Raw genomic sequence first — 24,760 nt, forward strand, 5'->3', positions numbered from 1 at the left:
TTTTTTATCTAAAACGAGAACTGCTCGGCAACGACTTCTCCGTTAAGCAGCCTGTATAATTTCCCCTGTATTCTGCCTCCCTTGACTTCCAGAATGATAAAGGACGGTATTGTTGAAAAAGCTCCGCCGCCCCAAACGCCCGTCATCGATCCGGGGTTCAGCAGAATTTTATTTCCATAATAAATGTCAGGAAGATGAGTGTGACCTGAAATCAGCACGTCAACACCCATCTCAGTTGCAATCTCTTCGAGCTGTTCTCTGTTACCTCTTGGATAAACCTGATGCCCGTGAACAACTCCAAAACGAAAATCCTCGACCCTGAACTTAGCTGATTGCGGGAGTGCGAGATGATCCATGTTTCCCCTAACAGCTATCACCGTTTCTGCAAGCCTCTCACCGAATCTCAAGACTCTCTCTGATGTGAGGTCTCCGGTGATAACAACGATATCGAAGCCTTCGAGATACTCCACGAACTCCCTTGGAATCTCCTTTGCCCTTTCCGGGATGTGCGTGTCACCAAAAATTAGGATTTTCATAGCAGCCAGTCAGGCAATTTCTGCTTTGCGATTAAATCACCGTAACTCTCCCTCTCCCTGATTACATTCCATTTATCGCCATTTACAAGAACTTCTGCGCATCTTGGTCTTCCGTTGTACTGACTGCTCATCACGAAGCCATAAGCACCAGCATCGAAAACCGCTATCAAATCACCAGCTTCAACTTTTGGGAGCTTCCTGTCTTTCGCCAAAATATCCCCGCTCTCACATATCGGTCCAACAACGGTGTAGGTTTCCTCAGCCTCCGCGTTCATCTTGTTCGCCACAGCCACTCTGTGGTAGGAGCCATACATTGCAGGCCTTATCAGAATGTTGAAACCTGCATCAACAGCAACAAAGTTCTTATAGCCCCTCTTTACGGCATTAACCCTCGTAATTAGCACTGTGGTGTTGCCGACAATGCTCCTTCCCGGCTCAAGCCAGAGCTGTGGGTCGGAGTTTAGCTCAGCCTTTCTTTTCTCAAATTCCGGAAGTATTGCGTTTGCGAAGTCTTTTGGTGTGGGAGCACCTTTACCCTCGTAATCAATTCCGAGGCCACCACCCATGTCAACAAAGCGTAGATCAACACCCAATTGCTCTATTTCCTTTGCAATGTCCATCACTTTGTTCAAGGCATGCACGAATGGGGAGAGGTCGAGAATCTGGCTGCCGATGTGGCAGTGTATTCCTGCAGGGACAACACCGTCGAGTTTTAGTGCCAGTTCATATGCCTCCCTCACCATTTCGTGCGGAATGCCGAACTTTGACTCTTTTAGCCCTGTAGCAATCTTTGGATGAGTTTTTGGATCGACATCCGGATTTACGCGGAAGGCTATCTCAACCTCCTTTCCACTCTCTCTTGCAATCTCAGAAATCGTTCTAAGTTCATCCAAGCTATCAACGCTGAATTTAACTCCGGCAGTTATTCCCATTTCAATCTCTTTCCTGCTCTTTGAATTTCCGTTGAAGAGAACTTTCTTTTTGTCAAACCCTGCGAGGGAGGCGAGGTATAGTTCTCCGTCACTAAAGACGTCGGCTCCAAAGCCGTGAGAAGCAATTATTTTCATCAGAGCGAGGTTGTTGTTCGCCTTTACCGCGTAAAGCAAGCCCTCGTTTGGAAAAGCGCTCTTGTAAGCGTTCAGGTTGTTTTCGAGTATGGCTTTGGATGTGATGTAAACGGGAGTGCCCGTCTCCTCGACTATTTCCGTGACTTTCACATTCTCAATAGTCAGAATCCCATCACTGCTTAAGAACATGAAATTAAAAGAACGAATAGGTTAAAAATAGTTACTTTGAAATCTCAATTTTGAGTCTTTCTGGATTGTACTTCCAGTCCGCTGGCAGCACTCCCTTCTCCTTATAATAGCTTGAGAGCCTCCAGATTTTGGCCTCGATTAACTGCAACCCTCTCCTGTTGTGCTTGTCCTTCCTGTGGACTTCAAGATGTGCCCTGAGCTTCAGTGCCTTCTTTATGAGAGCCTTAAGATCCTCAGGATACTTTATCTCAACTCCGTGCTCTTTCAGAATTTTCTGGATCTTCTTCCCCGTAACCTGCTTCACTGACGGAATGCCGTAGCGGTCTCTTAGAATCATTCCGATCATGCTCGGCTCGTATCCCTCATTGTAAAGCTCCAGTACCTTCTTTTCAACCTCTTCTGGAGACATGTCCACCCATTCCGGTGGTGAGTCTCTATAGATTCTTTTTGATCCTGATTTACCTCTCCTTCTTGCATGAATTCTTGCCATGATCGTCACCTCTCAGCCCTCTTCTTGGGATTGGAATATATAACTTGCGTTCCAAGAGCCTTTAAGTGTACTCAGACCTAAAGTCAGAACTTATTAATTGTTTTGCGAATACCGTCCCACGCCAATGCTCTCGTAAACCATCATAAACATCTCCATCAAAAAAGGATTTATATCCTGACGGCAAACCCTGAGTGCAGATCTGCTTACCTTGCTGGCCCGGATGGGGTAGTGGTCATCCTCTGGGACTGTGGATCCCAGGAGCCGGGTTCGAATCCCGGTCCGGGCCCATATAATAGGGTTGGAGGCACGGGGACAAATTTGCAGGGTTTAAATAGCTCTTCTAACAGAAGTAAAAACATGATTATGGTGGACATGGAGACCTGGAGGAGCATAGACTACGAGGGCGCACTCAAGAGGGAGCTTAGGCTCCTCGAAAGGAGCCCAATTTCCGAGAAGAACAAGAAGTTGATTCTGAGGTACATGAACCACAGGTTTGCGAGGGGAATCAGCATAGCGAGGGTGCAGAGGGAGATGAAGTCCCTTAGGCTGCTGTGCGAGAAGTTCGATGCAGACCTTGAGAACCTCGACGAGGACAGTGTTGAAGATCTTCTCGCATCCGTCGAGTTGAGTTATGACAAACTCAACACCATAAACGAGTACAAGAAGGCTCTAAAGTACTTCCTGAAATTTCGGGGAAAAGAGGAGCTGGCGAACAAAATCAAGAGAAAGGAGCCACAGGACAACGAGCTGACGAGGGACGACCTTCTGAGTGTCGATGAGGTGCTGAAGCTCGTGAGTGTGGCGATGAACGACAGGGATCCAGCACTCATCATGTGCCACCTCGACCTCGCATGCAGACCAGAGGAGGTCCTCACCCTCACAGTGGGGGACTTCGTGAGGGACCCATGGGGCATAAGGGTCGAGATGCGGAGGAGCAAGACCTTCCGCCGGTCGCCCCACCTGAGCTTCTCGTTGCCTTATGTCTCCAGGTGGTTGAGTATTCATCCCCTCAAGAATGATCCAAATGCTCCGATGTGGCTTGACCTCAACAAGTTCCGCAATGGTGTGGTGATGCCGATAGATAACGCTGCTTACGATCGCATCCTCGACAGACTGTTCAAAAGGGCTGGGATAAGGAAGAGGAAGCGCTTTTCCCCCTACAACTTCAGGCACACAGGGATAACGCTCTGGTCGGTGCTTCTGACGGAGCAGCAGTTGAGCAAGAGGAGCGGACACATTCCAGGCTCGAGGCATCTGAGGAGGTATGCGAAGCTCGTCGATGCAGATGCCGATAAGAAGATCCTCAAGGAGCTGGGGCTGATCAATGGAGATGAGATGGAGCCTGACGTGAAGCGCCTGCAGCCGGTAAAGTGCGGCATCTGCGGGGAGTTCAACGAGCCCTTCAGGCAGAGGTGTTGGAAGTGCAAGGCGGCTCTGGACCCCGCAAAGCTGGCCATGGAGTTCGGAGACGAGGAGATAATCGAGGCAGTGATGGACGACAGCTTAGAGAGGCTGATTGAAGAGAAGATAAAGAATATGCTTGTTGAGATTCTTAAAGCTGAAGGAGAAATCAAATCTTAATTTTTTGTTCTTTGAGCTTCATTGCCGCCTTCAGGACTTTCTCCTCCGGTACTCCATACTCCTCCGAAACCCTCTTTACGGCCCGGAGGACTATTTCTCTCATCTTCAAGTCACTCTCACCTCCCTAACGATTTTAGCCCTATAGAGGTGCCCTACAAAGATCATTAGCTGGATTGAGTCCATACCGAGCCTAAGTGCTGCCTCCTGGATGGTGTTGCTGTTGATTATCCCGACGACCTCTTTGAGGTCAACTCCCTCAACCGACTCCAGGTTCCTTCTGACGAACTTGTACAGCCCCTCGTTGTGCTTCTTCTCGATTCGTATCTTTCCGTCTCTGTCAATCATCCTTCTCCCTCCCCACCAGAGTTCCCACCGCCAGGCCGAGGACGGCCCCCGTGGAGAAGCCCACCAGATACGTCGTCAGGTCTGGAAATTCCACCCTGAGGTCGCACGTGTAAACGGGCTGGTGCACGCTCTGCCAGATGGTGATTGCAAGGCTTATCGCTGCGATAATCAATGCAATGGGTATGAACGTCCAAGTTGCCGTCAGGCACCACTCGGGCTCTCTACAGGTCATCCCACCACCCACGCCTCCAGTGTCGCCTGCCCCTTATGCCCCCTCATCCACTTCTCAACGTCGAAGAGCAGCTCCGTTCCGTTATCCCTGCAGACTCTCAGCAACTCCTCCGGGCTGACTCCCAGGCTGACCGCATATTCGAATGCCTCTTTCGTCACCCTCTCGCAGTCCCTGAACATCTTCCAGAGTGGTATGCCGACGCTCACGGCGTATTCAAGGCCGTCCTTGTCCAGCTTGCCCACATGCTCTCGGTTGAAGTGCTCGTACTCTGCGGATTTTGAAGAGAAGGTTCTGCCGCATACAGGGCATGTGTGCTTACGGGGCATTGTGGATCACCTACTTCACGAAGTCCAGCAAGCTCCTCATACCCTGGGCAACTCTTGCATCGTTCAGCAGCCTTTCAGCAGCACTTCTGAGCTCTCTTTCAGCCAGGTATCTGAACATCTCAACGAGGTGGCCTCTCTCAAATCTCGCAGGGATGAGGATCTTGACGAAGTCTTCATCCCATATTACCCAGCCTATTCCGTAGTCTATCAGCTCAAGAAGGGTAGCTGTGTCTGGGATCACCATGTTGGTGGCAACCCACATGTAGTCGACGTAGGACGATCTCGCCACGGCCTGGGTGACGACCTTCCTGAAATCGGTCTCCTTGAACTCTATACCTATCCATCTTTCGTATTTTCTTTTGTTCACCCATTTGAGCTTGATCAGAAGATCGAACTCGAGTTTCTCGTCATGAGCGGTGTACCAGAACCTCGGAAGCAGCTCCTCCTCCCAGTCGTATGCCTTCACATCTGCGAGGTGATATTTTATAATCCATTCTGCGACCTCGTAAGCCTTCCGCTCTTCTTGGTTGCCGTTTTCCTCGAGCCACCGTCTGTACTCCTCCAGGTTCATGCCACCACCCGGTGCAGGAGTCTCACGGGGCACCTCACCACTTCCCATAGACCATCCTCCTCTTCTCTACAGGGCTGAAGATCCTCTGGTGGCAGGAGCGGCACAACGGAAGGTTGGCCAGCCACACCGGATCCCTCACCCTGCGGCCGCAGTAGGTGCACTCGAAGCCCGTCTTGTGGAGTTCGTCCTGGAGGATGTCGAGGACACGCTTCTGCTCCGTAGGCTGGAGGTGGCGGAACAGCCGGACTATGTTCGAGGTAGGCCCCACCTCTGGATCCTGGACACATGCGGACCTCATGGCTGCTCAACCCCTTTTACCTCCGGAAACTCCTGAATCTTCTCAGGCCAGCGGAGGTTGTCTTTAAGGAAAACGGGCTTTCTGTGTAACCTCGCCTCGATAATTATACTATCGACCCATTCTGGCTTTGGTGGTTTGTACGGGTTGGTCTGAGCGCCGATGATGACCCAATCAATGTGTGCCCAGATCCAACCACTGATGTAAACCGGACCGAGAAGAGGCTCGAAGCTCACGAAGTTGATAGTTCTGCCATTCTCCTCGTACCTCGGCAGGTCGAATATGCGGTCCTGATCTTCGTAGCTTGTAACTGTGGTGCCGAGCCAGCAGTTCTCTGGGAACCTGAACTCTCTGTACCTTGCCGGATTCTTGGTCAGAAACTGAAATATGTGCTGCGGGTTGTCTTCAGCGACCTTGATTACGGCCTCAATCCACTTTGCAGGAACCCAGTTGCCGAAGAGGTCGCCCATCGAGCAGACGAAAATTTTTGACGGTTTTTTGAGCTTGTAAGGTTCCTCTAACCTCTCAGGGTGGAATGTGGGCTTATACCCATTTGGGAATATGGACCTAAAGCGGTTGGCGATCTTTCTGCCGTAGCAGTAGGGGCATCCGTGGAGGCAGCCGGTCACGGGGTTCCAGGTGAAGTCTGTCCACTCGATTTTGGTGCGGTTCATGGCTCCTCAACCTCCCCTCCATTTACCTCCACCATCTGCAGCGGTCCCACATTGTACCTCACCTGGAGGTTGTGGAGGGCCAGCTCCTGGAGCCTCCTGAAGAGGCGGTAGGTGGTTTCGACGTCCTTCCGGCAGTGATCCTCGACCTCGTCCCACCTGCCCTGCCTGACGAGCTCTGGGACATCCGCTCCTGTAACATCGTCCTCCACCCTAATATCCAGGAAAGAGGCGATTTCTGAGAGCTTGCAGTACCTCCTGTTGGTGAGGAGGTAGCGCTGCACGATGTGCATGAGGTCGATCCGGTAGCAGTCCCTTAGCACGTGCACGGGCAGGGAGTGTTTGAGGCCCCTCGCCGTCAGAAACGGCAGGTCGAAGCCCGTGATGTTGTAGCCCACCAGCACCGGGTTGGGCCACCTCGAGAGCTCCAGAAGGATGTGCTCAACCAGGGCCCTCTCCGTGTTGTCCTCTGCCGTGTGGACCTCCAGGGCACTAGGCGTTCTCATCCCTACGGCGACGATCTCGTCCTCCAGGGGGTTGAGGCCGGTGGTTTCGATGTCGAGGATTATGGCGGTGAGGGAGAGGATCATGATCAGCCCTCCGTTTCGATCCTCGGGGCCAGGATGTACTCCACCCTGACGTCGTCTCCGTCGAGGACGAACCTCGCCGGGTAGTCGTTGCCAAGGTGGATCGTCAGCACATCCTTCGGCTTTGCGGCCTTGCAGAACTCCTTGAGGTACTCGACGGCGAACATGCTCCTCGCCTCCCCTCCGTTGTAGTCCACTAATTTGTCGGAGGGGAAGGTGGCCCTGATCGAGTCCATGTCCCCCTGCGCCTCCATCACGAATGCTTCTCCGTCTGTCTGCAGCACCACCGCGTCCGAGATCTTCTCCGCCAGACCCACGACCTTCTTGAAGTCCTCCAGGGCTATTTCCACCACGGCCGGGAGCTCAAGGTTGGGGACCTTGGGCTCCCTCCTGATGGACTCCGGCTTCAGCAGAGGGAGGGTGTAGGAGATCCTGCCGTTGCTGAGTGTGATCCTGTCTCCTATCTCGAGGTCGATGATGTCTCTGGAGGAGAAGGCCCTGATGGTGTTCTTCAGCCTGTCGAGGTCCAGACCTGCGGTGAGTTTGCCATTGAAGCTTTCGAAGGCCGAACCCCGGACGTCGATGATGACCATCGCCACATTCTCCGGGTTCACCGCCCTGATGTGCAGGCCCTCGTCGAAGTGGGCCCTGACCTCCCAGGCGATCACGCTCGCTGCTTTGACCACGTCGGCGAGGATGCCAGCCCTCAATCTGCCCTTAAAGCCCAGGACCTGCATCAGGCATCAGCCACCTCTTCCACCTCATCCTCTCTGCCCTCCTTCAGAAGAGCCAGGTGGCCACTTGAGTTCAACCCATTTCTTAATCGACGGATTGAACGGGCAGATTGGCTTTTTTTCAGTATTAAACTCTGGAACAATCAGAATGCACGGATTTTCTGGATCACAATCGTAGCATACAAAAATTCGAGTTGAAAAGGCAAACATCAGGCATCAGCCTCCTCAAACTTTCTGAAATCGCCAGCGATAAACTCCACATCCTTGAAAACGACGAATGCGTAAGTTGGGTTGCTAAGGAATAGTCTGAGATCTCTGTTATTGCTGAAAACTTTCTCTGAGAAGGCAAAACCGATTCGGAAGTATTTTTTGCGTTTAGATGGAGCTGATAACTGCCCTTCTAAATCTTCTGATATCACCACGTACTTGTAGCCGTCCTTTTTCATCTTCTGCAGTAGATCAATAAACTCATCCACGGTGCCAACCATCGTCGTCATCACGCATCAGCCTCCTCCTCTAAAAGCTCCTCATCGACTTCAGGAGTCACGCATCTCCGTGCCCTAATCTCAATAATCTCTGCTTCACAGAAACCTCTGTCATTGTAGCGGCAATCTACATTGTTGCATTCAACAGCAGGCATCAGGCATCACCTCATGGCCAAACAAACCTCTTTACCACACAATCGCCCAAGCCCTCCCACAGGGATGTACCAGGCACATCTTGGTCCGATGCAGACGGGTTCTTGCACCTTGGCTGGAACGCCGGCTATTGTGTAGGCGAGGGCTCTGAGCGGGCAGATCTTTGGCTCTGGCCTCTTTTGTTCGCTTAAACCAGACACAACAACCTCCTCCATCACACCACACCTCCAAAAAAGCTCTCAAGCCGCCTGATGTTGTCCTCACTTAGGAGAAGACCCGCCTCGTGCTCCAGGTGCCTCAGGACGTCCTCGGCTGTCAGGCGGTGCCAGGTCCAGATTGTCCTCCAGCCGCCATTCCAGCGGCGCTCCAGAAAGTCCACCCTGCAGCCCTGCTTGCGTTTGTAGCGGCGGATGCGAAGCAGTTCGAGGCCGTTCCAGGTGCGGCCGAGGTTCAGGGTCAGTTCCTCATTCCGTTCCAGTTTTGGGGTCATGGTTTCAAACCTCCCTATTGGTTTCAGTTTTACTAACATTATTTGTTTTTGCAACTCATCTTATTTAATGGTTGCGGTTTTGCAACCACTATTCAAAATTGAAACTAAAAATTAAAATACTTCGATAAAATATTTTACCAAAAGTCGGCGAGGAGATAGTATGCCTTATGAAACCGTCTTTGATCTGATTACAAAATCAATAAATCCCTTCATAAACGAGATTTCCAGCACCTTGACCTTTGGGCCATCCTCGACCACATACAGGGTCGATACTGTCACATTCAGACGAAGAGACAGGTCTTACAGGATTATCGATATGTTCGAGATGTGGAGGGAAGAGGTATTTAGAAAATATGGTCAGAAGAGGGTAGAGGAGCTTTCAGCGGAGGATATCAAAGACATTGTTAAGAGCTACTATAATTTGTTTCTTTACCTGACAAGATGGTTTTGGTCCAAAGAGGGGTTGGCAAAACTATGGTGGTTTGGTAAACACCTTGAAAAAGAGCTGAATTCCGACCACCAGATATTTACAGAAGAGACTCTGCTTGAATTGGCATTTAGCAATACTAAAATCCCAGACAACCATCCTGTGGAAGAAAAAACAAAGAATATCCCCATCATTGCAGGTATATCTTTGGTGGTCGGAGTAGTTGTAGGTATTCTTATCGGATTCCTCATTTGATGTATCGGTCAGCAGGGTAATGGAACCCCCGGAATACGGTCAACAAAGTGTCGGAGGTAATAGCTGGGGCGCTGACTTCCCAGCCACATCAATCTCGCGGCTCAAATAGCTATCACCACCTCGTTGTACTTCAACTCCACCCTCTTCGCCCTCCCACTGTTGTGCAGCTCTATCAATCCAACCCTCTCGAGATCCTTCACATCCAGATAAACGTTCTTGACGTCCCTTCCGACCTTCTCCGCCAGCTCCCTTATCGACTTGGGCTTGTACTTCTTTATCGCCTCAAGGATCTGCAGCTTCTGCGGAGTGAGGAATGAAACGTCCGTTACAACTATCTCCCCCTCCTCCACCTCCACATCGGGGTTGGCGAGGAGGTGCTTCCAGTCCTCGTAGTCCATCAGCGCCACGTAGTCATCGGGATGATCCTTCAGATACCTCTCAAGCCTCTCCAGACTACCGTACTTCCTCTCAAACTCCTTAACGAGCTCCTCCGCCCTGACCTTCCTCACGAACCTTATCCGCATAGCTCCTCCCTCAGCTTGTCCAGCTTTACTTTCCCATACCTCTCGATGTGCCTTACCACGATCTCAACAACCTCGTAAACGTCATCGGTCTTTATCGGCTCCCTCTCTGGGTGGATGTGGGGATACCCGTGGTGATAGTTGTCGATCAGGACGTTGTCCTCCTTCACCACCACGGCCCAACCTTTTTGGGGAACAATTCTGTAAAGCACTGTTCGCCCCTTGACCTTTATCTCCCTTTCCATTGTTGGTTAATACACCAACATATATATAGCTTTTTTGGTTTTTTACCAACATAAAGATCGGTCAGCAGGGTAATGGAACCCCCAGAATGCGGTCAGCAAGGTGGTGGGGGTAATAGCTTGGCGGTATAGAAAATCCCGAAAGAAAGACTGTAATGGGATTTTCCCTCCTTTAATAGAATATCTACTTAAAAGAAACCTATTAAGAATAGGGTTCACATAAAATTTGGAATAGCCAAAATTTATTTTTTGCCTTGAATCGTAATGGTTTTAGTTCCATTCACATTAAATTTATGATAAGTTGATAATATTATCTTAATCTTATGAAAATAGACGATAGAGCAAGCTAGGCCAAAGCTCTCTCCTCGTAGAGAACGCGGTCAAGAACGGAGAGGTGGGACCTGAGCATCCTCATCCTCTCGGCAACGATGCCGAAAGCTTCCCTGTCTCTCAAACTCATCTCCTGCCTGTTCAGACGCTTCGAAAACAGGTTCCTCAAAAACCTCAAGAGCAGGATGAACCAGTACCTCTTCCTGTCGTCGAAAACCAAGGCAGCCCTCTTGCTCCTGCTGTAGCCCTTCCGCCTGAACGCACCCCTCACACCCCTCGTGTAGCGGCCTATAAGCACGTAGGTCTCGTTAGCGGCCCTCTTCTTGTGCTGCCCCGCCCTGCCCCTCACACCCTTAACCTGCCTCACGAGCTGGTTGAGGTTCTCCTGCGCCTTCGAGGGCGGTATGTACCACCTCCTCCTTCTCACCGTCAATGCAACCATGTGGACCTCGTACTTGGTGATGGGGATGAAGAGCACCAGGGTGTCAGTGAAGCCGTCCCCCTTCTTGCCCGGCGAGAGGTGGATGTAGTCCCCGGGTCTCTGGATCCCGGCGGCGGAGAGCATCTGCAAAAACAGCATCTGCATCTTTGAGGAAACATCTTCGAAATCAAAAGAAAAGGGAGGTAAGAACCTTCCAGAACGCCACACAGGCTCGAAGATCTCCCTGTTCAGTTCCAGAATCTCCGCTATCTGTGAAGGTTCGCAGTCTTCGAGCCCGCGCCCCAGGTAGTACCTCAGGGCATCCACGAGGGCCTTGGGGAACCTTATCCCCCGCGCCCTCACGAGCTCGACCATCTGGTCCAGCTCCGCACACTCCTCGATGTCCCTGATAGCATCTATTAAGTCGTCGAATGATGGTCCTTGGTGGGTGGTTGAGGCGTCAGCTGCTGTCATGTGCTTTCAAAAGTCCCCTATTGGTAAGATCTTCACGAATCAAGGCCCTAATGTACTCACTGATCGACTTTGCCCCCAGTATTGGCGATTCATTCTCTATTAACTGTTCTATGAGATCCTTCCATTGTGCAGGTACGTCAGACCAAACTCGATCGAAACCTTTACGCACCATTGCAACCTTTATTCAGTAATTACACCTATTTAAGGGTTGTGATTCTGCAACTTTTATTCAATTTTGACAATCAAATCTTTATTATTGGTTTCAAAGATGAAGTATGGTTGAAGAATTGGTAAAAGGTTTAGCAAAATCAGGTGCAATTAAAATCCTCAGAGCACTAAAAGATGATGGCAAACGATTGACGGATCTTGTTAGAGAAGTTGATCTTGATAAATCGACGGTATGGCGTCGTTTAGAGGAGTTTGAGAAAAAGTTATTCTTGGTTTATGTAGAATACAATAGAGAACTAAAAGCTCCAATTTATAAATTAACACCATTCGGCCTCAAAATCCTCCAAAAGCTGGAAGAGCTGGAGCAGATCTACGAGGAGGAGATGCGGAAGGCCCCACCCAGGGGGAAGGATTTTATCGAGAAGGGTTGAGGGGATAGGAGCTGGTAAAGAAAAGAAAAATTAAGCAAGAAATTCTTCGATACTCGGTTGTATGAGCTTTTCAATGTCTGACTTCCTTGGGTAGACGACTGAAATTATCAGCCAAGTATTGTAGAGATTGTGAGTTCCCAGAACGAAGTATAGGTGCTTCTTCTTCGGTAAATCCTCGTAAAACCTCTCCCTGACTTTAAAGGAGGCTACTTCTGGACCGTGCCTTTTCAAGGTGTTTAAATACAACATTCCTAGTTCCCAGTCCTCGCACATAATTCTGTGCTCTATGTGACAGTCCTGACAGCAATGAAAAACATACCTAAATTTCTTGTCAATGGGATCTATTTTCACCGCACTCTTACCATCAGTAAGAGTTATTTGCTTAGACATTTTTACGAGTTTTGCGCCGTATTCACTCTCTTCCCAGAAGAAATCCTTTATTATCGGTTTAACCACGCAAAGTGAAACCTCACTATCGGGTTTTTCTTGGGTTTCGTCGAGGTTCACGAGCTTCTCGTCCAGGCGTCTCTTAATCTCCCTATAATCTTCCTCCTCGAGAACTTTTATCGAGTTCCAGTCTATTTTTCTACTTTCAGGCCTCCTGTCTGAGGGTTTATCATCCTCCAGTTTGTACTCGATCCATGTTTTCTTCTTGAATTTTTGCTGACTTCCTCTCCAGAATAGCTGCCATGGAACGGGGTATATCCTTCTCCACTCGTTATCCTCGGTGAGACCGGCAATACAAACAAGATGTTCGTACTTCTTACTTACGACAGGGTACGTTTTGGCCAAAACCAGCAATCTTTCGGTTTTCAAAGGTGTATCACCTCAAAACCGTCTCTCTCAAGAAACTCGGCAATTATCGATCTGTGACACTCGCGCCAATCAGCCTCAAAACACATGAGAGCGCTGGTTTTCGTGGAGACGTAAGACTCTAACCTCTTTAGCTCTTCCGTACGCTCCTCCAAATATTTTCGGTACAATCTCGCAAACTCGGAGAAACTCATTAACTTGGATCGCAAATCGTGCCGCAACTCCTTGGGAGCTCCGAGGGATGTTAGGGATATGTACTCTATACCCGCCAGTCTAAGCTCTTTTTCCAGTGCCCTCTTTGAGAACCCATTTTTTCTACTGAGAGGTAGTTCCCTAACGTCTATCAGCCTCACGATATTGTGCTCGAGGAGCTCGTCTATAAACTCGTCAACCGTCTTACCCTCGTAGCCGATGGTGTATACTTTACCAACTCCACTCCTCTTTCCAAGAAGCTCGGAAGCAGGTTTGAATGGGTCTTTCTCCACTATTAACTTGCCTTTAGAGTATTCCATGAGTACTTCATCTCCTTTTTTTAAGTCCCAGGTCTCAGCGACTTCCTTAGGAAGGGCAATGTAAAAAGTACCCTTGTGGTACTGGACCTTTCTTCTATACATGTTCTCACCGTTACCCCAAGGAATCCCCAAGGATAAATATTTTTCTCTTTTTAAATTTGCTTTTTCAACAACACGATCTCAGAACGTCTTCTCGTACCACTCCGCAACGGCCTTCTTCACCCTCTCCGGCGTGACGAACCAGATTATCTCCTCGAACAGATCGTCCAGCAGGTCCTGCCCCATCTCTATCCTGCAGCTCCTGAAGTCCATGTAGAACAGCCCGTACAGCCGCCCGACGGCCTCCCTCACGGGGACCAGCTTCGCATCTACGTCGACCTTCTCTTGCTGGCCTTTCATCCTCAGGATCACCTTCAGCCTGTAGTCCTCCCTCTCGAGCTCCTCAACCATCCCTCTCACCCCTCAACCAATCGTAGAACCTCTCAGCCACCTCCACAACCTTGCCAGCGTTTTTGTCCGGGCTGCTGAGCCTCGACTGTTCCGAGACCGTGACCACCTCGACAGCCAGCTTCAGTGCCGTGTGCCGGGCTATCCGTTCCTGCTTCTCCCTATACATCTTCTCAATCCGCTCCTCCCGGCTCATGAATATCTCTACCCACGCGGGTATAAAGCTTTGAACCCCCGGATGCAAGTGAAAAATCCTTTACACGTAGAAATTTGTTTTACTTCAGTCAAACTACCCAAGAGCAGGGATGTGAACCTCCCCCTTGAGGTGCCTCACCACGGCCGAGATCCTCTGCAGCGTCGCAATGTCCAGCTCCCTCATCACGTTGTGGAGCGTCGATTTTCTGGGCGGGTTCCTGTAGGTCCAGCCATGCTGCCTCAGCAGTTCGAGGTTCTCCTGGCACCACCTCTCCGCCTGCCTCAGGCTCCACCCTTCCTTGAGGGTCAAGTACACCACGGCCACGAGCAGGGTGCGTGGGTAGGGACGTCTCCCCCTCTTCTCCTGGTGATGACCCGACCCACCGAGAACCATCTCACACGCCTGGAGGATGACCTCGAACTCACTCTCAGCCATGCACCAGCACCCCCTCAGACGCAATCTGACCTGTCCAAAAAATAGAATTTGTGATTGTCCCTACATCTTCTTCAACTTCTTGATTCCCTCATCTACGACCTTAATTGCCCTCTCCCTCTTCTTCCCCTTGAAGTCCCTGTCCCTCATGACCACGAGTTTCATCAGGTTCATCCTGCTCGCAGCCCTTCTCCTGCTGATCCTCCCACTCTTGCGGTCGGAAAGAATAGCCTCAACTATGTCCTCAACCTCAACGACCTCATCAAGCCCCTTCTTCCCCCTGTCCTTCACCCTCTTGCCCAAATACACGTTTTTTCTCCTTCCCAAAACCATCACCCCCGTAAGACCTTAACAACTCCTCACACATGGCAAAGAATAACCCAAAAAATTCAGGGTGAACCTTGAAGCTGAACGGCGGCAGCTCCACCCTCATCATTGCGGACGCCCCACTATCACCTTCATGAAGCCGAACGTCAGCACCAGAGCTGCAAACACTATCACAACCCTGCTTACGTCCCAGGGCAGCAGCACATAGCAGGCGGAGGCAAACACAAGGGCGAAGACCATCGGCAATTCCTCTCCCTCCGTCTTTATGTACAGCAAAAACTCGATTATGACGAACAGCACCAGGAGGAAGAAGCCCTGGAAGATGGTGTTCCACACGTAGTAGGATGCCGCTATCAGATCCCCCTGCTGGAGAGCATCCTGGGCTTTAGTGAGATTGAGCAAGGGCTGCCAGGGCATGTTATCACCCCTCGGGATTCCTACCCAGGAAAGCCAATATGGCGGCAATGTAGCTGATGTAGCAGATTGCGGTGAAGATCTCCTTTATCGGTGTGGGAACGCCTATGATGTTCAGCGTGTTCATCACCAGAACCCCATTGACAAACACGTACCCAAACACGGTGGTAAACTTCGTCAAGGCCGAGATCCAATCGCCGAATGGGAATAAAGATGGACTGTAATCGGCCTGGACACTGCTCTCGTTTTGCAGCAGGCCCATGACTTTCTCGTCGCCCGTAATACTACCAAATCCAAACGAACTCACGAGAGTCAGCATTATGTTGAATATTAGGAAGAAAGAGGCGATGTAATAAGCTCTCACCTTCCACCACCTCCAATCCTCACCAGGGCCGCGTAGACCACTATTGTGGCGACGATAATTGAGGGGATCCTCAGCAGTCCGAACCAGTAGAGCAGCATGGCCATCCCTGCAAAAACGGCAACCCCAACGGTCCTGTTCTTGTAGCTGAAAAGCCCTCCAACCGCCAGCAACACAAAGCAGCTCATGAGGTTGTATGCAAGGTCGAGGTTCTTGGAGGCAATGACGGGCATGAAGGATGTCACTATCTGGTCAAACAGCTGGGTTGACAGTGCAGCCCCGGGACGGAACACCTTGAAGTCGCTGATGGTCCCGTACTTTGCGTGTTCGGCCTCAAAAACTGCCTTATAGGCCTCTTTTACGTCTGTTGTGGCGTAAACGAATGATGCGTTGCTCTCAGTGGACTCAGAGTAGTAGAGCTGATTGCCCTTCATGTCGTAAACCCAGAACCTGACAAGCGTGGTCTGTCCAAGCTTATCGGTGTAGATCAACCCCACTGAGTCCGTAGTGGTGTTGTCTGCCCCAACAGACCTGTTGAAGGAGAAGGCCCAGTTCACGTCAACCCACATAGGTTGCTCAATCGTTGGGTTCCTTATCTCTAGGATCTTTGTCTCACTCATTGATGGTACAAACCAGCCTATGATCCTCTCCTCCTGATCGTTTCTCACGCATATCTGATACCTCTGGCCCGCAGTGAGGTACGTGCTCACATCTCCAAAAGCATCAAACTCATCCTCGTGAATCGTCTCGAGGTTGCTGCCCATGAGCTTCTTCAGCACCAGGATGGCGTTGCCGAACTGTCCGGTGTAGTCAACGAGGCTAAACACAACCTGAACCACATTTTCGCTTGGAAGCCACATGCTTCTCTCAACCAGACCGTTACCCAGACTCACGAGAATCTGTCTGTATACGCTACCGTCTGTTTTTACCCAGTAGTTTCCAGGCGCGGGCAAATCAGCATTGAACAGTACCGCCTCCTTCGTCACCTCGTCCGTGGTTAAATCAATCGAGTAGTTGGCATTGAAAACCGTAGCGTTGGCGGCGATTTTCTCGCCGCTTTCGTCGTAGAATTTCACGCGGAGTGCTTCGTACATAGACTTTTGTTCAGTAGCGGTTAAATCTCTTGTATAAAAGCGAACCTCATCAACTATTCCTTTTAAATGCCTTGATCCATCGTTTCTGTCGCCCCAGCGCCCAATAACGAACGCTTCTCTCTTAATTGTCGGTTCACCGTCCGGTTTCCATGTTGTTACAAGCTCGCCATTTACATAAGCATCGACCGTTTTCGTATCTTCGTGCCAAACACCAACGATAAAATACCAGCCCGGTTTGGTGAAAACTCCCGGAATCCGTATCGTGGAAACTGGCGACCTAACCGCGATATATAAATCGTCTCCTGCCTGAGATACGCCGAAACTCCATTCCCAAACGTACGGAATTCCGAATAAACCAGCCCATTGCGTTGTATCTTCAATATAAACCCATCCGGCGATTGTTAGGCTCTTATTCTCGTAGTCGATTGCAGTGAGATTTACTGCTGCATTGACATAATCGTCTTCCCCATCAAAGCTCAACCCATAGCCATACCTGCCCTCCACGCTCGTTGCACCGTAAATAGTGCCGTCGTTGCCGTTTCCGCTGTCGTCTTCAACCACATCCACGAACTTGACATTATCCACATAAAACGTACAGCTGTAATCATCATCCTCGTACAGTGTCCATGTTCCGATTTCAACTGTGTCCACACTATCATTGACCGTTATCTCAACTGAGTGCTCCCCCACCTCTGAGCTCGACCACACCACATTGCCGTTTATCTTCACCCGTGCGGGGTGAGCGCTGCTGCACGATGTTATTTTAATGTCTAATGTCATTTTGTCGACGTAGCGGTTTATGCTCCTTGAGATCTTGCCCCATCTGTCATAGTTCGTGCCTGTGTCGTAGTGACCTGTTATTTTAATTGAGTACGACCCGTCGGAGGCCCAATCCGTTGACCGCTCTGGTGTTGTGCCGTAGTACGTTGATGCACTCCAGCCCTCCATATCACTCTCCCAGCTGAAGTGCAAATAGCCTCCACCCTCATTTCCATCCTCAAAGCTGAACCTGAGCACTAACGAAGGATCGTCAGCGAGAGGGGGCGTGGGGATGGCTGCCTGCACCGTTGCTGTTGCGATGAGCAGCAAAAGCAGCGAGATCAGTACTACCCTAACCTTTCCACCAGACCTCATATGCCAGAGCCGCTATAAACCCCGCAAATGACACACCAAGCACAAGCGCCATTGGAATAAAGTTAAAGCCCCTGTCCACAGCATCAATCGCCTCCTGCGGTGTGCCCATCTGCTCGCTCACTGTCCCAACTTGGGTGAAGACAGGATAGACAAGCAGGAACATTATTCCGAATGCCACGAAGAACAGGAACAGCACCATGAGCGTGAAGACAATCCCTGATTCACTTCTTTTTCTTGCTGGTCCTCCCACTTCTTTTCTTACCTCTACTGCTCTTCCCTCCAATCCTACCCTTAATCTTTCTAACATACTTCTTCCCCTCCACGGCCAGAATATCCTCAAACCGCAAGACAGGATTCTTGACCTTAATTCTGTGCCTCCCCGACTTCTTGCTGCGCCTACTTTTTTTCTCCTCCCTGCCGATGTTGAATTTTGGCCTCAATTCCATTTTTGGAATCTCTATAAGCTCCTTAGGCTCCTGCTTCGTGAGTTGCCTGAGTTTCTGAGCTTCATTCAGTGCAAATTTCTGCCCTTCGCCGAGTCTTGCGATCTGCCCTATCGTGCTAATTTTTATCTTAAGCCCCTCGGCCACCTTCTCCAGCTCCCCTGTGTCTAGCTTGAATTCCTGTCCGATCCCCTGACCGATTCCCATCTCGAGCTTATTCAGCTGCTTGAAGAACACCCTCTTGGATACATGCTCCAAACTCGAGAAAACCGATTTAGTGTCGAAGAAAACAGGAACCTTGCTCCCTACATCAAACTTGTTTGCAAGCTTTATTTCCTCCCTGAGCTTCTTCAAGTCCTTGAGTTCCTCTCTCAGCTTCTCTTTTTGCCTGATCTTCTCCGTTTTTACCTCTTCCTTTACCTCTTCCTTGAGGATCTGAATCTGACTCTGCCTGCCCTTTGTAATCCTTGTCTTGCCCTCTTTCTCCAGCTTGGCGAACTCCTTCTCTCTCTGCTCCCACCTCTTCCTTAGCTCTCTGCTGAGATCTCCCTTCTCTCCCATTTTCTTAATCTCTGTCCTCCTGAGGTCAATCTTGCCTATCTCCTTGAACTCCAGTCCCTCTTTCTCAAACTTCTCCCAGAGCTTCTCCGGTAGCTTCTCAGCCTCAACCTCGCTTTCAACCCTGAAGCTCCTCTTACCTCTATACTGTGTTTCAATCTTTGCAAGCTCCCCTGACTCTGAGAGGTCTATAATCTGTGTATTTTTCAGCCATTCCTGCCTCTCAAGCCTAATCTCCTCAGCCCAACCGAGATCTTCAGCTAACTTCTTTAGTTCTGCAAGCTGTTTGGGTGTAAGTTTTTTCAGCTTCTCATCAGCAAATTTGGCCTCAATCAACCCTATGTCGCTTCTTGATAAAGGTCTGATATCTCCCTTGAGATTGCTTACTCCAAGCTCAATATTCTTGTACGTCTTAGCAGCCTCAAGCAACACCTGTGATAGTGGTTTCTCCTCGACAAGCTCCAGTTTAGGCCTGAGAATTCCCTTCTGATATAGTGGCTCCGTAACCCTCCACTTCACGTCCTGAACCTTCAGCTTCCCTACCTCTACGGCAATCTTGCTTTTTTCAGCTACCCTTCTGAATGCGACACCGGCAGGCTCTGCAAGCTTCAACGCTCCTGCCTTTGCCAGTCCTGCACCCTTTGCTGTAGCTCTGCCGGCAACTTCTGCAATGGCGAACTCTCCTACAATCTGACCTGCGATGAAGGGGCTTCCATGTACGGCCTTACGCATGCGAGGTGTCAGCCCCTTGAACCAATCAATGGTGCCTTCAGCAACCTCCTTCCCACCCTCAATCGGATTTTGTATTATCTTCTGCCCGGCGATTGCAAGTCCGAGACCCATCCCTGCAGCCCCTGAGGCCAAACCCAAACCCAGCTGCTCGACTGCGGCCTTTCCTCTCTCAACGGACCATGGCTTGGTTTTGTCAACGGCCTTCTCACCCCTCACTCTCTGCTGAAAGCTCCATTCTTCCAGCCTTATCGCCTGCTCCTCCAAAGGAGAGAGTTCAACTCCATGCTTTTCAAGCTCTTTAATCGTATCTTCAGCGCCGAAAGGCATCTTACCTTTGCGAAATTCCTCAATTCTCTTCCATTCCTCTTCGGTTGCTCTCGGTGGTTTGACAAGCTCTTCCTGTTCAAATCTATATTCCTGCAAGGTTACTTTTCCACCATACTTCTGCTCGATTACGCTTGCAGCCTCTTCTGGAGACTTGCCCTGTGCGATGAGCTGTCTGAATTCCTGGTTCGCTTGCTCCTCCTTGCTCACAACTGGTTCAGAAGGTCTCGCCTCAGGAATCTCAGCTCTGGTTGGCTTAGCCTGTGGTGTTGATTTATGACTCCTGTGGCGTCTGCTTGAGGAGCTGCTTGATGATCTACTCGAAGATGAGCTGCTTGAGCTTGGTCTGGCTTCAGGAATTTCAGCCCGTGTAGGCTTAGCCTGTGGAGTTGATGGTGTGGATGGTTGAGAAGGTCTTGCCTCCTTTATCTCTGCCCTTGTTGGTTTGGCTTGGGATGAGCTTGACTCAGTTTTTTGTTCAACTCCGTATCTTCCTCTATTACCCGAAGCTGAAAGGGCCATTACAACACCTCATACAAACTCCTCAACCATCTCTTCTGGAATCCTCTCTCGTCCTACTATGTTCTTAAGCCTCAGATTGACCTTGTAATCGACATAGTCCAGCTCTCCGACCTCAAACACGCTGAAGAGAACAGCCTTGTCTCTGAGCATGACTGGCCTGACCGACTCAATCGCAGCCTGCCCCACCTTGAGGCGTTTGATAACCCCGCTCTTTATTGTGCTGTTTGATACAGGGTCTGCACCAGCCATGTAGATGTAGTACATGACCAGGGGCTTGATGCGATGGTCAAGGAACACGTTGGCGTTGTGGGCGGCCATGAAGAGGCTCACCTTCCCACTTCTAAGCTTCATAACCCTCTTGCAGAACCAGCCCTGCACGTGCCACCTAAGCCCGGGAGGCATGTGCTGCAGGATGTCTCCAGCCTCGTCCCACATCAGCGTGTAGGGCTTGATGTTGTCTCTGTGGAGCAAAACCCATGCGACCTCGAACCAGAACCAGCTTGGATCCCAGGCAATGTTCTTCAGGTACTTGTCGAAGCTCTTGTTTGCCTCTATCTCTACACCCCTTATGAACTCCACGGAGGGTTCGAACTGGGTGGGCTCCCATATGACGTTAAGTCTACCTCTCTTCAGCGATCTGACAAGCTCTTCGGCGTCGTAGTAGGTCTTTGTCTTAACATCGAGATCCTCCACACCGCTCTCCGTTACCTTCTCCACACTGAGCTCGTCCTCCTCGTGGTGGTACAGCACCACCTCACCGGGGTAGTTCTTGAACTGTGGATCGTCTGGGTGGTCTCTGAACATCACATAGTCATTATCTGCCATCGCCGCAGCAGAGAGGAGCATAAAGGTCGTCTTCCTGCTGCCCATAGGCCCAACAACCACCGCTGTTTTACCCTCTAAACTGTGATCGTACAGGTCGGCAAGGAGTGGGTTGGCGTACTCAGTTTTAATGCGCCCCAACCTTGCCACCTCCGAGCTTTGACCTAACGAAGGAGCCTACCCACTCGTCCAGCTTCACCAGCTCGTAGTCAACCTTGACGAGGTTCTCCTTTGCCATAATCTTCTTTAGGTCCCTGAGCACCTGATGCGACAGCAGCCAGGCGTTGCTGAGGTCCGAAGCTTTACCAGAAACGCTGGCTTTAACCAGGTGCTCCATCGCATCGTAAAGCGTGTTTTCAAGCCTCTCCAACTCGTCCCTGTAAGCGTCGTACTTCCCGTACTCGTGCAGGAGAGTGATCACATCGCTGAGCATGTCCGCCACATTCTGGATGAACTGGCTCACCTTGTCCACGAGGTCGAAGCCCCTGAAATCAAAGTTGAGAAAAATTTGAACTCCGAGCTTTTCCTTCAGGACGTCCACACCATCACCTCACTTCATCCCAATTGGTGGATTAGTCACGGTGTCAACCGCCTTGCCCACATTCTGAACTGCCTGAACCGCATTGTTAACAGTCCCGTGGGAGATTAAGAGGTAGCCCGTGAACAGAACGGCGAGTATCATGGCAATGGCAACCGCAGCCTTGAGCACATCCATCTGCCTTAACTTCTCCATCTTCACGTCCAGCTTGGCAGATTCAATCCTAACTCTAAACTCTCTTGCAGAAATCCCCTGTACAACATACTCAACAAGCGCCCTCGGATTGACGAAGCTCCTTAAGGTCTGTATAATACTCTCATCGTCTTCTGCCATTTTAACAAGTTCGCCAGCATCAGCGTTGAGCACCCTAAGGCTCCTTTCAGCCTCATCTACCTCCACAACCTTCCTTATGCCAAGCTTAGATAGCAGCGACGCTGTTTTGCTCAGTCTCGGTGGTATGAGATAAGCCACCTCAGGGAGCCCAATAGCGAATCTAACACCTCCAAGCTTCCCAACGCTCCCTGGCTGAACGAGCCAGCTGTAACGCTTTGTGTTGTAGGTCTCATCCTCCTCTCTTGCAACCTCAAACCTAACCTCGTCGTCCTTGTGCCAGACGGCAACCACAGGTCTGCGAGTTATCTTGCCCTTAACATAGGGCAGGACAGGCTTCGCCATCGCTAGAATGAAGAGCATGAAAAACACAAGGAAGACGTTGAGCATCATGCTGATCTGGAAGAGGTTGATCAACTCCTGGACGTTCATTACCATCCCCCTCCGAACAGGCCTCCGAGCCTTGCCCTGAGACTTCCTCCCTTGCCACCAGTCATTATGCTGATCTCCCTGCTCTGCCTCGTCTCCATTTCTCTCTCGAAGCCTTTCAGCGATCTCTTAACAAGTGCGTGGAAGAGGTCCCTCGCAATTTCCACCTTGTAGTCATCCACAAATGTATAATCCGTCGGACTCCAACCTCTCGTAGCAAGATATGCAAGAACTCTTTGATCAAAGCGATGTAAAAGCCGCTCAATATCCCTGTCATCGTAGTAGGTAAGCTGATGTACTTTCGCGAATACAAACACGTCCTTTATCCATGGTGGGATATCCTCATTCTCAAGGATGTACTTAAGATTAAGTTCGTCGCTATCATCTATCGCGGACATTCTAACCGCTGCCGAAACGGCCTTTTCCCTCAGCTCCTCCTCATCCATGTGCCTCACCCCTGGCAACCCTTATGGGAGCGGAAGTAGCACAAACAACAAACCTCACAAGCTGCAGAACTGCGAGGGCTACAGACACATACATGGTCGTTATGTCGGAGAAGCTCTGAACAGTTCCGGAAGAGTCCAGAACCTCAATCACACCCGCATTTCTCGCCAAGAGAAGGAACAGAATCATGCTTATCACTGCAAATACTGCACTCGTCTCACTAACTCTTAGCCAGCTGAGGATCAGCAGTGTTATGGCTATTCCGTAGTGCAGTATGAATAGCTCAACAAGCATTTTCGACCCTCAAAGACCCTCAAAAATAGGAAGAGGTGTTTCTGGTCCTCCCGTCAATCCCTGAATATCAGGAACGCTCCGAACAATGCGGTCATTATGATACCGATCACCCAGGCGTAGGGAGCCAGTGGAGCGGTTGTGAAGACAGTCTTTGCAGTGTTGTCCACATTCTGCATCACTTCACTCGCATTGGGATCGCTTGGCGTTGGCAGGGTGTCACCCACAGTGTAGTAGATGCCCGTACCGAACTTCAGGAGGATCAGGGCACCAATGATGGCTCCAATTACTGTCATGAAGCCAACGATCTGGTTCGCAGAAAAGGCTCTCTCGTCTCTCTTAAACTCTTCCCTTCTGACGGCATACACCGCGGCCGCAAGCAGGCACACGACAAATACTTCAAGCACCCCAACACCACCTCCGTATTTTTTGTAATTTTTGGAATAGGTTATATAAAATCAAAACTGTAAAGATTGACAAAGTAGATAGTTATAACTGGGCTAAATTAAGAAAGATTCAGAGGAATCGGCAGAACAAGGAAGGGAAAAAGCGGTTCATCTCAAAAAATCAAATTTTTCAAATATTAAAAACCTGCTTTCGTCTGTTGTACAAGGTTTGTCTGGTCAACCCATACTTCTTAGCAACATGACTAATGCTGCTCTGCTGTACCTCAATTTCATATATTTCCCTCACGCAATCATCGCAGATCTTAACCTGCCTGTCAAGTTTTTTCCCGCATCTCACACACTTCCAGACGCCTTTCCAATACCCACCCGGTGGCATTATCTCACCTCAAAACCCCACTTCTCAAGGAGCTTCTCATCCTCTGCAGGATCGTCAGGGTCGAGCTGGTAGAGCAGAGTTTTGTTTACCGTATTGTTGTATGCGTAAAAGAGCAGCAGTGTGTTCACCTCCAGGCATTCATCGTTGAAGTCTTTGAGTTCCTCGATGTAGCTCTTCAATGTTCCATTCAAGCACTCGGATTCGATCCACAGGCGATCTTGGCACTCCCAGTAGGCCTTTCTGAAAAACTGGGCCTCTTTAAACCACTCCATTTCTGTATTAAGCTCACGGATGGTTTTGCTCTGCTCTTTGGCCATATCCACCACTGCCATCACGCCAAGGACAAATCCAAAAGCAAATGCCACACTAAATGTCAAAATGATGATGAACGAGGTTTTTGCAGGCTGCTGCATGCTATCCCCGCCCCGTTTCAATAAATAATGTGATAAAAGGAGTATATAAAATATGTAACTTTGTCCCCTATTCTTTGATGATGATTAATCCTGCCCTCGTGTCCACATCTATCTCCAAATAGTCTCCTTCACTCCATCCTAAGAGCTTCAAAACCGCGCTCGGTATAGTTACGCTTAGACTGTTTCCGGTCCGTTTCAACTTTACTTTTAATTTGTTAGCACTCATGTTTTACTTTTGTTCTAACGAGTATAAGTACCTTAGAAGTTTGTCCCCGAAAAATTTAAGCCGTGCACCCAACTCATGACTTTATGCACGGTCCGGGCCCTCTTATTTCGAGTTCTAATCCCTCTCATAACTTTCAGCACGGCGTCGAATTTTA

General features: G+C 50.0%; 43 protein-coding genes and 1 tRNA gene. 4 read left to right on the forward strand and 40 right to left on the reverse strand.

Annotated elements, in window-relative coordinates:
• Positions 1-8: 8 nt before the first annotated feature.
• Genes H0Z19_RS05140 through H0Z19_RS05150 form a run of 3 tightly spaced genes read right to left on the reverse strand, consistent with a single transcriptional unit; the run spans position 9 to position 2,282 of the window.
• Positions 9-536 carry a metallophosphoesterase gene (locus tag H0Z19_RS05140; protein WP_290724471.1) on the reverse strand — a complete coding sequence of 176 codons (528 nt, stop codon included), beginning with the start codon at positions 534-536 and terminating at the stop codon, positions 9-11.
• On the reverse strand, positions 533-1,792 hold the full coding sequence (gene lysA, locus H0Z19_RS05145; protein WP_290724472.1) for a diaminopimelate decarboxylase: 1,260 nt from the start codon (positions 1,790-1,792) through the stop codon (positions 533-535). The genes H0Z19_RS05140 and lysA overlap by 4 nt, the downstream gene beginning before the upstream one ends.
• Before the next feature lie 31 nt (positions 1,793-1,823).
• The gene (locus H0Z19_RS05150; RefSeq protein WP_290724473.1) at positions 1,824-2,282 is read right to left on the reverse strand and encodes a 30S ribosomal protein S15; all 459 of its coding nucleotides are present in this window, start codon (positions 2,280-2,282) and stop codon (positions 1,824-1,826) included.
• A gap of 214 nt (positions 2,283-2,496) precedes the next feature.
• On the opposite strand from H0Z19_RS05150, the gene H0Z19_RS05155 reads away from it, so the two are divergent.
• Both H0Z19_RS05155 and H0Z19_RS05160 read left to right on the forward strand, forming a co-directional pair.
• A tRNA-His gene (locus H0Z19_RS05155) sits at positions 2,497-2,568 on the forward strand.
• Positions 2,569-2,639: 71 nt separating this feature from the next.
• Positions 2,640-3,863, forward strand: coding sequence for a site-specific integrase (locus H0Z19_RS05160; protein ID WP_290724477.1), 1,224 nt, complete (start codon positions 2,640-2,642; stop codon positions 3,861-3,863).
• A gap of 105 nt (positions 3,864-3,968) precedes the next feature.
• Here H0Z19_RS05160 and H0Z19_RS05165 read toward each other — a convergent pair whose 3' ends face one another.
• Genes H0Z19_RS05165 through H0Z19_RS05225 form a run of 13 tightly spaced genes read right to left on the reverse strand, consistent with a single transcriptional unit; the run spans position 3,969 to position 8,791 of the window.
• Entirely contained in the window at positions 3,969-4,208 is a 240-nt protein-coding gene (locus H0Z19_RS05165) for a hypothetical protein (RefSeq protein WP_290724480.1), read from the reverse strand.
• The gene (locus H0Z19_RS05170) at positions 4,201-4,440 is read right to left on the reverse strand and encodes a hypothetical protein (protein ID WP_290724482.1); all 240 of its coding nucleotides are present in this window, start codon (positions 4,438-4,440) and stop codon (positions 4,201-4,203) included. The genes H0Z19_RS05165 and H0Z19_RS05170 overlap by 8 nt, the downstream gene beginning before the upstream one ends.
• On the reverse strand, positions 4,437-4,766 hold the full coding sequence (locus tag H0Z19_RS05175; protein ID WP_290724483.1) for a hypothetical protein: 330 nt from the start codon (positions 4,764-4,766) through the stop codon (positions 4,437-4,439). Before H0Z19_RS05175 ends, H0Z19_RS05170 begins: the two co-directional genes overlap by 4 nt.
• A 10-nt stretch (positions 4,767-4,776) precedes the next feature.
• On the reverse strand, positions 4,777-5,337 hold the full coding sequence (locus H0Z19_RS05180) for a hypothetical protein (protein ID WP_290724485.1): 561 nt from the start codon (positions 5,335-5,337) through the stop codon (positions 4,777-4,779).
• Positions 5,338-5,371: 34 nt separating this feature from the next.
• Positions 5,372-5,635, reverse strand: a complete 264-nt coding sequence (locus H0Z19_RS05185) for a hypothetical protein (protein WP_290724487.1) — start codon at positions 5,633-5,635, stop codon at positions 5,372-5,374.
• Complete coding sequence (locus tag H0Z19_RS05190; protein ID WP_290724489.1) at positions 5,632-6,306, reverse strand: DUF5131 family protein; 675 nt, start codon at positions 6,304-6,306, stop codon at positions 5,632-5,634. Before H0Z19_RS05190 ends, H0Z19_RS05185 begins: the two co-directional genes overlap by 4 nt.
• The gene (locus tag H0Z19_RS05195; RefSeq protein ID WP_290724491.1) at positions 6,303-6,893 is read right to left on the reverse strand and encodes a ribonuclease H-like domain-containing protein; all 591 of its coding nucleotides are present in this window, start codon (positions 6,891-6,893) and stop codon (positions 6,303-6,305) included. Before H0Z19_RS05195 ends, H0Z19_RS05190 begins: the two co-directional genes overlap by 4 nt.
• Positions 6,894-6,895: 2 nt before the next feature.
• Complete coding sequence (locus tag H0Z19_RS05200; RefSeq protein WP_290724493.1) at positions 6,896-7,627, reverse strand: DNA polymerase sliding clamp; 732 nt, start codon at positions 7,625-7,627, stop codon at positions 6,896-6,898.
• A gap of 24 nt (positions 7,628-7,651) precedes the next feature.
• Positions 7,652-7,834: a hypothetical protein gene (locus H0Z19_RS05205; RefSeq protein WP_290724495.1), complete on the reverse strand. Its 183-nt coding sequence runs from the start codon at positions 7,832-7,834 to the stop codon at positions 7,652-7,654.
• Positions 7,834-8,124, reverse strand: a complete 291-nt coding sequence (locus tag H0Z19_RS05210; protein WP_290724496.1) for a hypothetical protein — start codon at positions 8,122-8,124, stop codon at positions 7,834-7,836. The genes H0Z19_RS05205 and H0Z19_RS05210 overlap by 1 nt, the downstream gene beginning before the upstream one ends.
• Positions 8,121-8,264, reverse strand: a complete 144-nt coding sequence (locus tag H0Z19_RS05215) for a DUF1540 domain-containing protein (RefSeq protein ID WP_290724497.1) — start codon at positions 8,262-8,264, stop codon at positions 8,121-8,123. The genes H0Z19_RS05210 and H0Z19_RS05215 overlap by 4 nt, the downstream gene beginning before the upstream one ends.
• A gap of 6 nt (positions 8,265-8,270) precedes the next feature.
• A complete protein-coding gene (locus H0Z19_RS05220) occupies positions 8,271-8,480 on the reverse strand; it encodes a hypothetical protein (protein ID WP_290724498.1) in 210 nt (69 codons plus the stop codon).
• A complete protein-coding gene (locus H0Z19_RS05225; protein ID WP_290724500.1) occupies positions 8,477-8,791 on the reverse strand; it encodes a hypothetical protein in 315 nt (104 codons plus the stop codon). The genes H0Z19_RS05220 and H0Z19_RS05225 overlap by 4 nt, the downstream gene beginning before the upstream one ends.
• 121 nt (positions 8,792-8,912) lie before the next feature.
• On the opposite strand from H0Z19_RS05225, the gene H0Z19_RS05230 reads away from it, so the two are divergent.
• On the forward strand, positions 8,913-9,434 hold the full coding sequence (locus H0Z19_RS05230) for a hypothetical protein (RefSeq protein WP_290724503.1): 522 nt from the start codon (positions 8,913-8,915) through the stop codon (positions 9,432-9,434).
• A 101-nt stretch (positions 9,435-9,535) separates the two neighbouring features.
• Here the strand turns inward: H0Z19_RS05230 and H0Z19_RS05235 are convergent, their stop codons facing one another.
• The 3 genes from H0Z19_RS05235 to H0Z19_RS05245 form a co-directional block, all read right to left on the reverse strand.
• On the reverse strand, positions 9,536-9,958 hold the full coding sequence (locus H0Z19_RS05235; protein ID WP_290724505.1) for a hypothetical protein: 423 nt from the start codon (positions 9,956-9,958) through the stop codon (positions 9,536-9,538).
• Positions 9,949-10,200, reverse strand: a complete 252-nt coding sequence (locus H0Z19_RS05240; protein WP_290724506.1) for a hypothetical protein — start codon at positions 10,198-10,200, stop codon at positions 9,949-9,951. The genes H0Z19_RS05235 and H0Z19_RS05240 overlap by 10 nt, the downstream gene beginning before the upstream one ends.
• A gap of 343 nt (positions 10,201-10,543) precedes the next feature.
• A complete protein-coding gene (locus H0Z19_RS05245) occupies positions 10,544-11,422 on the reverse strand; it encodes a hypothetical protein (RefSeq protein ID WP_290724507.1) in 879 nt (292 codons plus the stop codon).
• A 275-nt stretch (positions 11,423-11,697) separates the two neighbouring features.
• Between H0Z19_RS05245 and H0Z19_RS05250 the strand changes: the two genes are divergently transcribed.
• Positions 11,698-12,021: a winged helix-turn-helix domain-containing protein gene (locus H0Z19_RS05250; RefSeq protein ID WP_290724508.1), complete on the forward strand. Its 324-nt coding sequence runs from the start codon at positions 11,698-11,700 to the stop codon at positions 12,019-12,021.
• Positions 12,022-12,051: 30 nt separating this feature from the next.
• On the opposite strand, the gene H0Z19_RS05255 is transcribed toward H0Z19_RS05250, so the two are convergent.
• The 21 genes from H0Z19_RS05255 to H0Z19_RS12020 form a co-directional block, all read right to left on the reverse strand.
• On the reverse strand, positions 12,052-12,837 hold the full coding sequence (locus H0Z19_RS05255) for a hypothetical protein (RefSeq protein ID WP_290724510.1): 786 nt from the start codon (positions 12,835-12,837) through the stop codon (positions 12,052-12,054).
• Positions 12,834-13,448 carry a DUF488 family protein gene (locus tag H0Z19_RS05260; protein ID WP_290724511.1) on the reverse strand — a complete coding sequence of 205 codons (615 nt, stop codon included), beginning with the start codon at positions 13,446-13,448 and terminating at the stop codon, positions 12,834-12,836. Before H0Z19_RS05260 ends, H0Z19_RS05255 begins: the two co-directional genes overlap by 4 nt.
• 78 nt (positions 13,449-13,526) lie before the next feature.
• Entirely contained in the window at positions 13,527-13,796 is a 270-nt protein-coding gene (locus H0Z19_RS05265; RefSeq protein WP_290724513.1) for a hypothetical protein, read from the reverse strand.
• A complete protein-coding gene (locus tag H0Z19_RS05270) occupies positions 13,789-13,989 on the reverse strand; it encodes a hypothetical protein (RefSeq protein WP_290724515.1) in 201 nt (66 codons plus the stop codon). Before H0Z19_RS05270 ends, H0Z19_RS05265 begins: the two co-directional genes overlap by 8 nt.
• Before the next feature lie 93 nt (positions 13,990-14,082).
• On the reverse strand, positions 14,083-14,424 hold the full coding sequence (locus tag H0Z19_RS05275) for a transposase (RefSeq protein ID WP_290724516.1): 342 nt from the start codon (positions 14,422-14,424) through the stop codon (positions 14,083-14,085).
• Positions 14,425-14,484: 60 nt separating this feature from the next.
• A complete protein-coding gene (locus H0Z19_RS05280; RefSeq protein WP_290724518.1) occupies positions 14,485-14,748 on the reverse strand; it encodes a hypothetical protein in 264 nt (87 codons plus the stop codon).
• The gene (locus H0Z19_RS05285; RefSeq protein WP_290724520.1) at positions 14,684-14,857 is read right to left on the reverse strand and encodes a hypothetical protein; all 174 of its coding nucleotides are present in this window, start codon (positions 14,855-14,857) and stop codon (positions 14,684-14,686) included. The genes H0Z19_RS05280 and H0Z19_RS05285 overlap by 65 nt, the downstream gene beginning before the upstream one ends.
• Positions 14,854-15,165: a hypothetical protein gene (locus H0Z19_RS05290; RefSeq protein ID WP_290724522.1), complete on the reverse strand. Its 312-nt coding sequence runs from the start codon at positions 15,163-15,165 to the stop codon at positions 14,854-14,856. The genes H0Z19_RS05285 and H0Z19_RS05290 overlap by 4 nt, the downstream gene beginning before the upstream one ends.
• Positions 15,166-15,169: 4 nt before the next feature.
• Entirely contained in the window at positions 15,170-15,526 is a 357-nt protein-coding gene (locus H0Z19_RS05295) for a hypothetical protein (RefSeq protein WP_290724524.1), read from the reverse strand.
• Complete coding sequence (locus H0Z19_RS05300) at positions 15,523-17,325, reverse strand: LamG domain-containing protein (RefSeq protein ID WP_290724526.1); 1,803 nt, start codon at positions 17,323-17,325, stop codon at positions 15,523-15,525. The genes H0Z19_RS05295 and H0Z19_RS05300 overlap by 4 nt, the downstream gene beginning before the upstream one ends.
• A gap of 403 nt (positions 17,326-17,728) precedes the next feature.
• Complete coding sequence (locus tag H0Z19_RS05305; RefSeq protein ID WP_290724528.1) at positions 17,729-18,058, reverse strand: hypothetical protein; 330 nt, start codon at positions 18,056-18,058, stop codon at positions 17,729-17,731.
• Positions 17,973-20,330 carry a hypothetical protein gene (locus H0Z19_RS05310; protein WP_290724530.1) on the reverse strand — a complete coding sequence of 786 codons (2,358 nt, stop codon included), beginning with the start codon at positions 20,328-20,330 and terminating at the stop codon, positions 17,973-17,975. The genes H0Z19_RS05305 and H0Z19_RS05310 overlap by 86 nt, the downstream gene beginning before the upstream one ends.
• Before the next feature lie 9 nt (positions 20,331-20,339).
• The gene (locus H0Z19_RS05315) at positions 20,340-21,293 is read right to left on the reverse strand and encodes a hypothetical protein (RefSeq protein ID WP_290724533.1); all 954 of its coding nucleotides are present in this window, start codon (positions 21,291-21,293) and stop codon (positions 20,340-20,342) included.
• Complete coding sequence (locus H0Z19_RS05320) at positions 21,280-21,693, reverse strand: hypothetical protein (RefSeq protein WP_290724535.1); 414 nt, start codon at positions 21,691-21,693, stop codon at positions 21,280-21,282. The genes H0Z19_RS05315 and H0Z19_RS05320 overlap by 14 nt, the downstream gene beginning before the upstream one ends.
• Before the next feature lie 9 nt (positions 21,694-21,702).
• On the reverse strand, positions 21,703-22,452 hold the full coding sequence (locus H0Z19_RS05325) for a hypothetical protein (protein ID WP_290724537.1): 750 nt from the start codon (positions 22,450-22,452) through the stop codon (positions 21,703-21,705).
• Complete coding sequence (locus H0Z19_RS05330; protein WP_290724539.1) at positions 22,452-22,895, reverse strand: hypothetical protein; 444 nt, start codon at positions 22,893-22,895, stop codon at positions 22,452-22,454. The genes H0Z19_RS05325 and H0Z19_RS05330 overlap by 1 nt, the downstream gene beginning before the upstream one ends.
• Positions 22,888-23,187: a hypothetical protein gene (locus H0Z19_RS05335; RefSeq protein ID WP_290724541.1), complete on the reverse strand. Its 300-nt coding sequence runs from the start codon at positions 23,185-23,187 to the stop codon at positions 22,888-22,890. The genes H0Z19_RS05330 and H0Z19_RS05335 overlap by 8 nt, the downstream gene beginning before the upstream one ends.
• A gap of 53 nt (positions 23,188-23,240) precedes the next feature.
• A complete protein-coding gene (locus H0Z19_RS05340; RefSeq protein ID WP_290724544.1) occupies positions 23,241-23,552 on the reverse strand; it encodes a hypothetical protein in 312 nt (103 codons plus the stop codon).
• Between the two features lie 208 nt (positions 23,553-23,760).
• The gene (locus H0Z19_RS05345; RefSeq protein ID WP_290724545.1) at positions 23,761-23,967 is read right to left on the reverse strand and encodes a hypothetical protein; all 207 of its coding nucleotides are present in this window, start codon (positions 23,965-23,967) and stop codon (positions 23,761-23,763) included.
• The gene (locus tag H0Z19_RS05350; RefSeq protein ID WP_290724547.1) at positions 23,967-24,380 is read right to left on the reverse strand and encodes a hypothetical protein; all 414 of its coding nucleotides are present in this window, start codon (positions 24,378-24,380) and stop codon (positions 23,967-23,969) included. Before H0Z19_RS05350 ends, H0Z19_RS05345 begins: the two co-directional genes overlap by 1 nt.
• A 67-nt stretch (positions 24,381-24,447) precedes the next feature.
• A complete protein-coding gene (locus tag H0Z19_RS12020; protein ID WP_365892412.1) occupies positions 24,448-24,606 on the reverse strand; it encodes an AbrB/MazE/SpoVT family DNA-binding domain-containing protein in 159 nt (52 codons plus the stop codon).
• Positions 24,607-24,760: the final 154 nt, after the last annotated feature.

The sequence above is a fragment of the Archaeoglobus sp. genome (assembly GCF_017656475.1).
GTDB lineage: Archaea > Halobacteriota > Archaeoglobi > Archaeoglobales > Archaeoglobaceae > Archaeoglobus.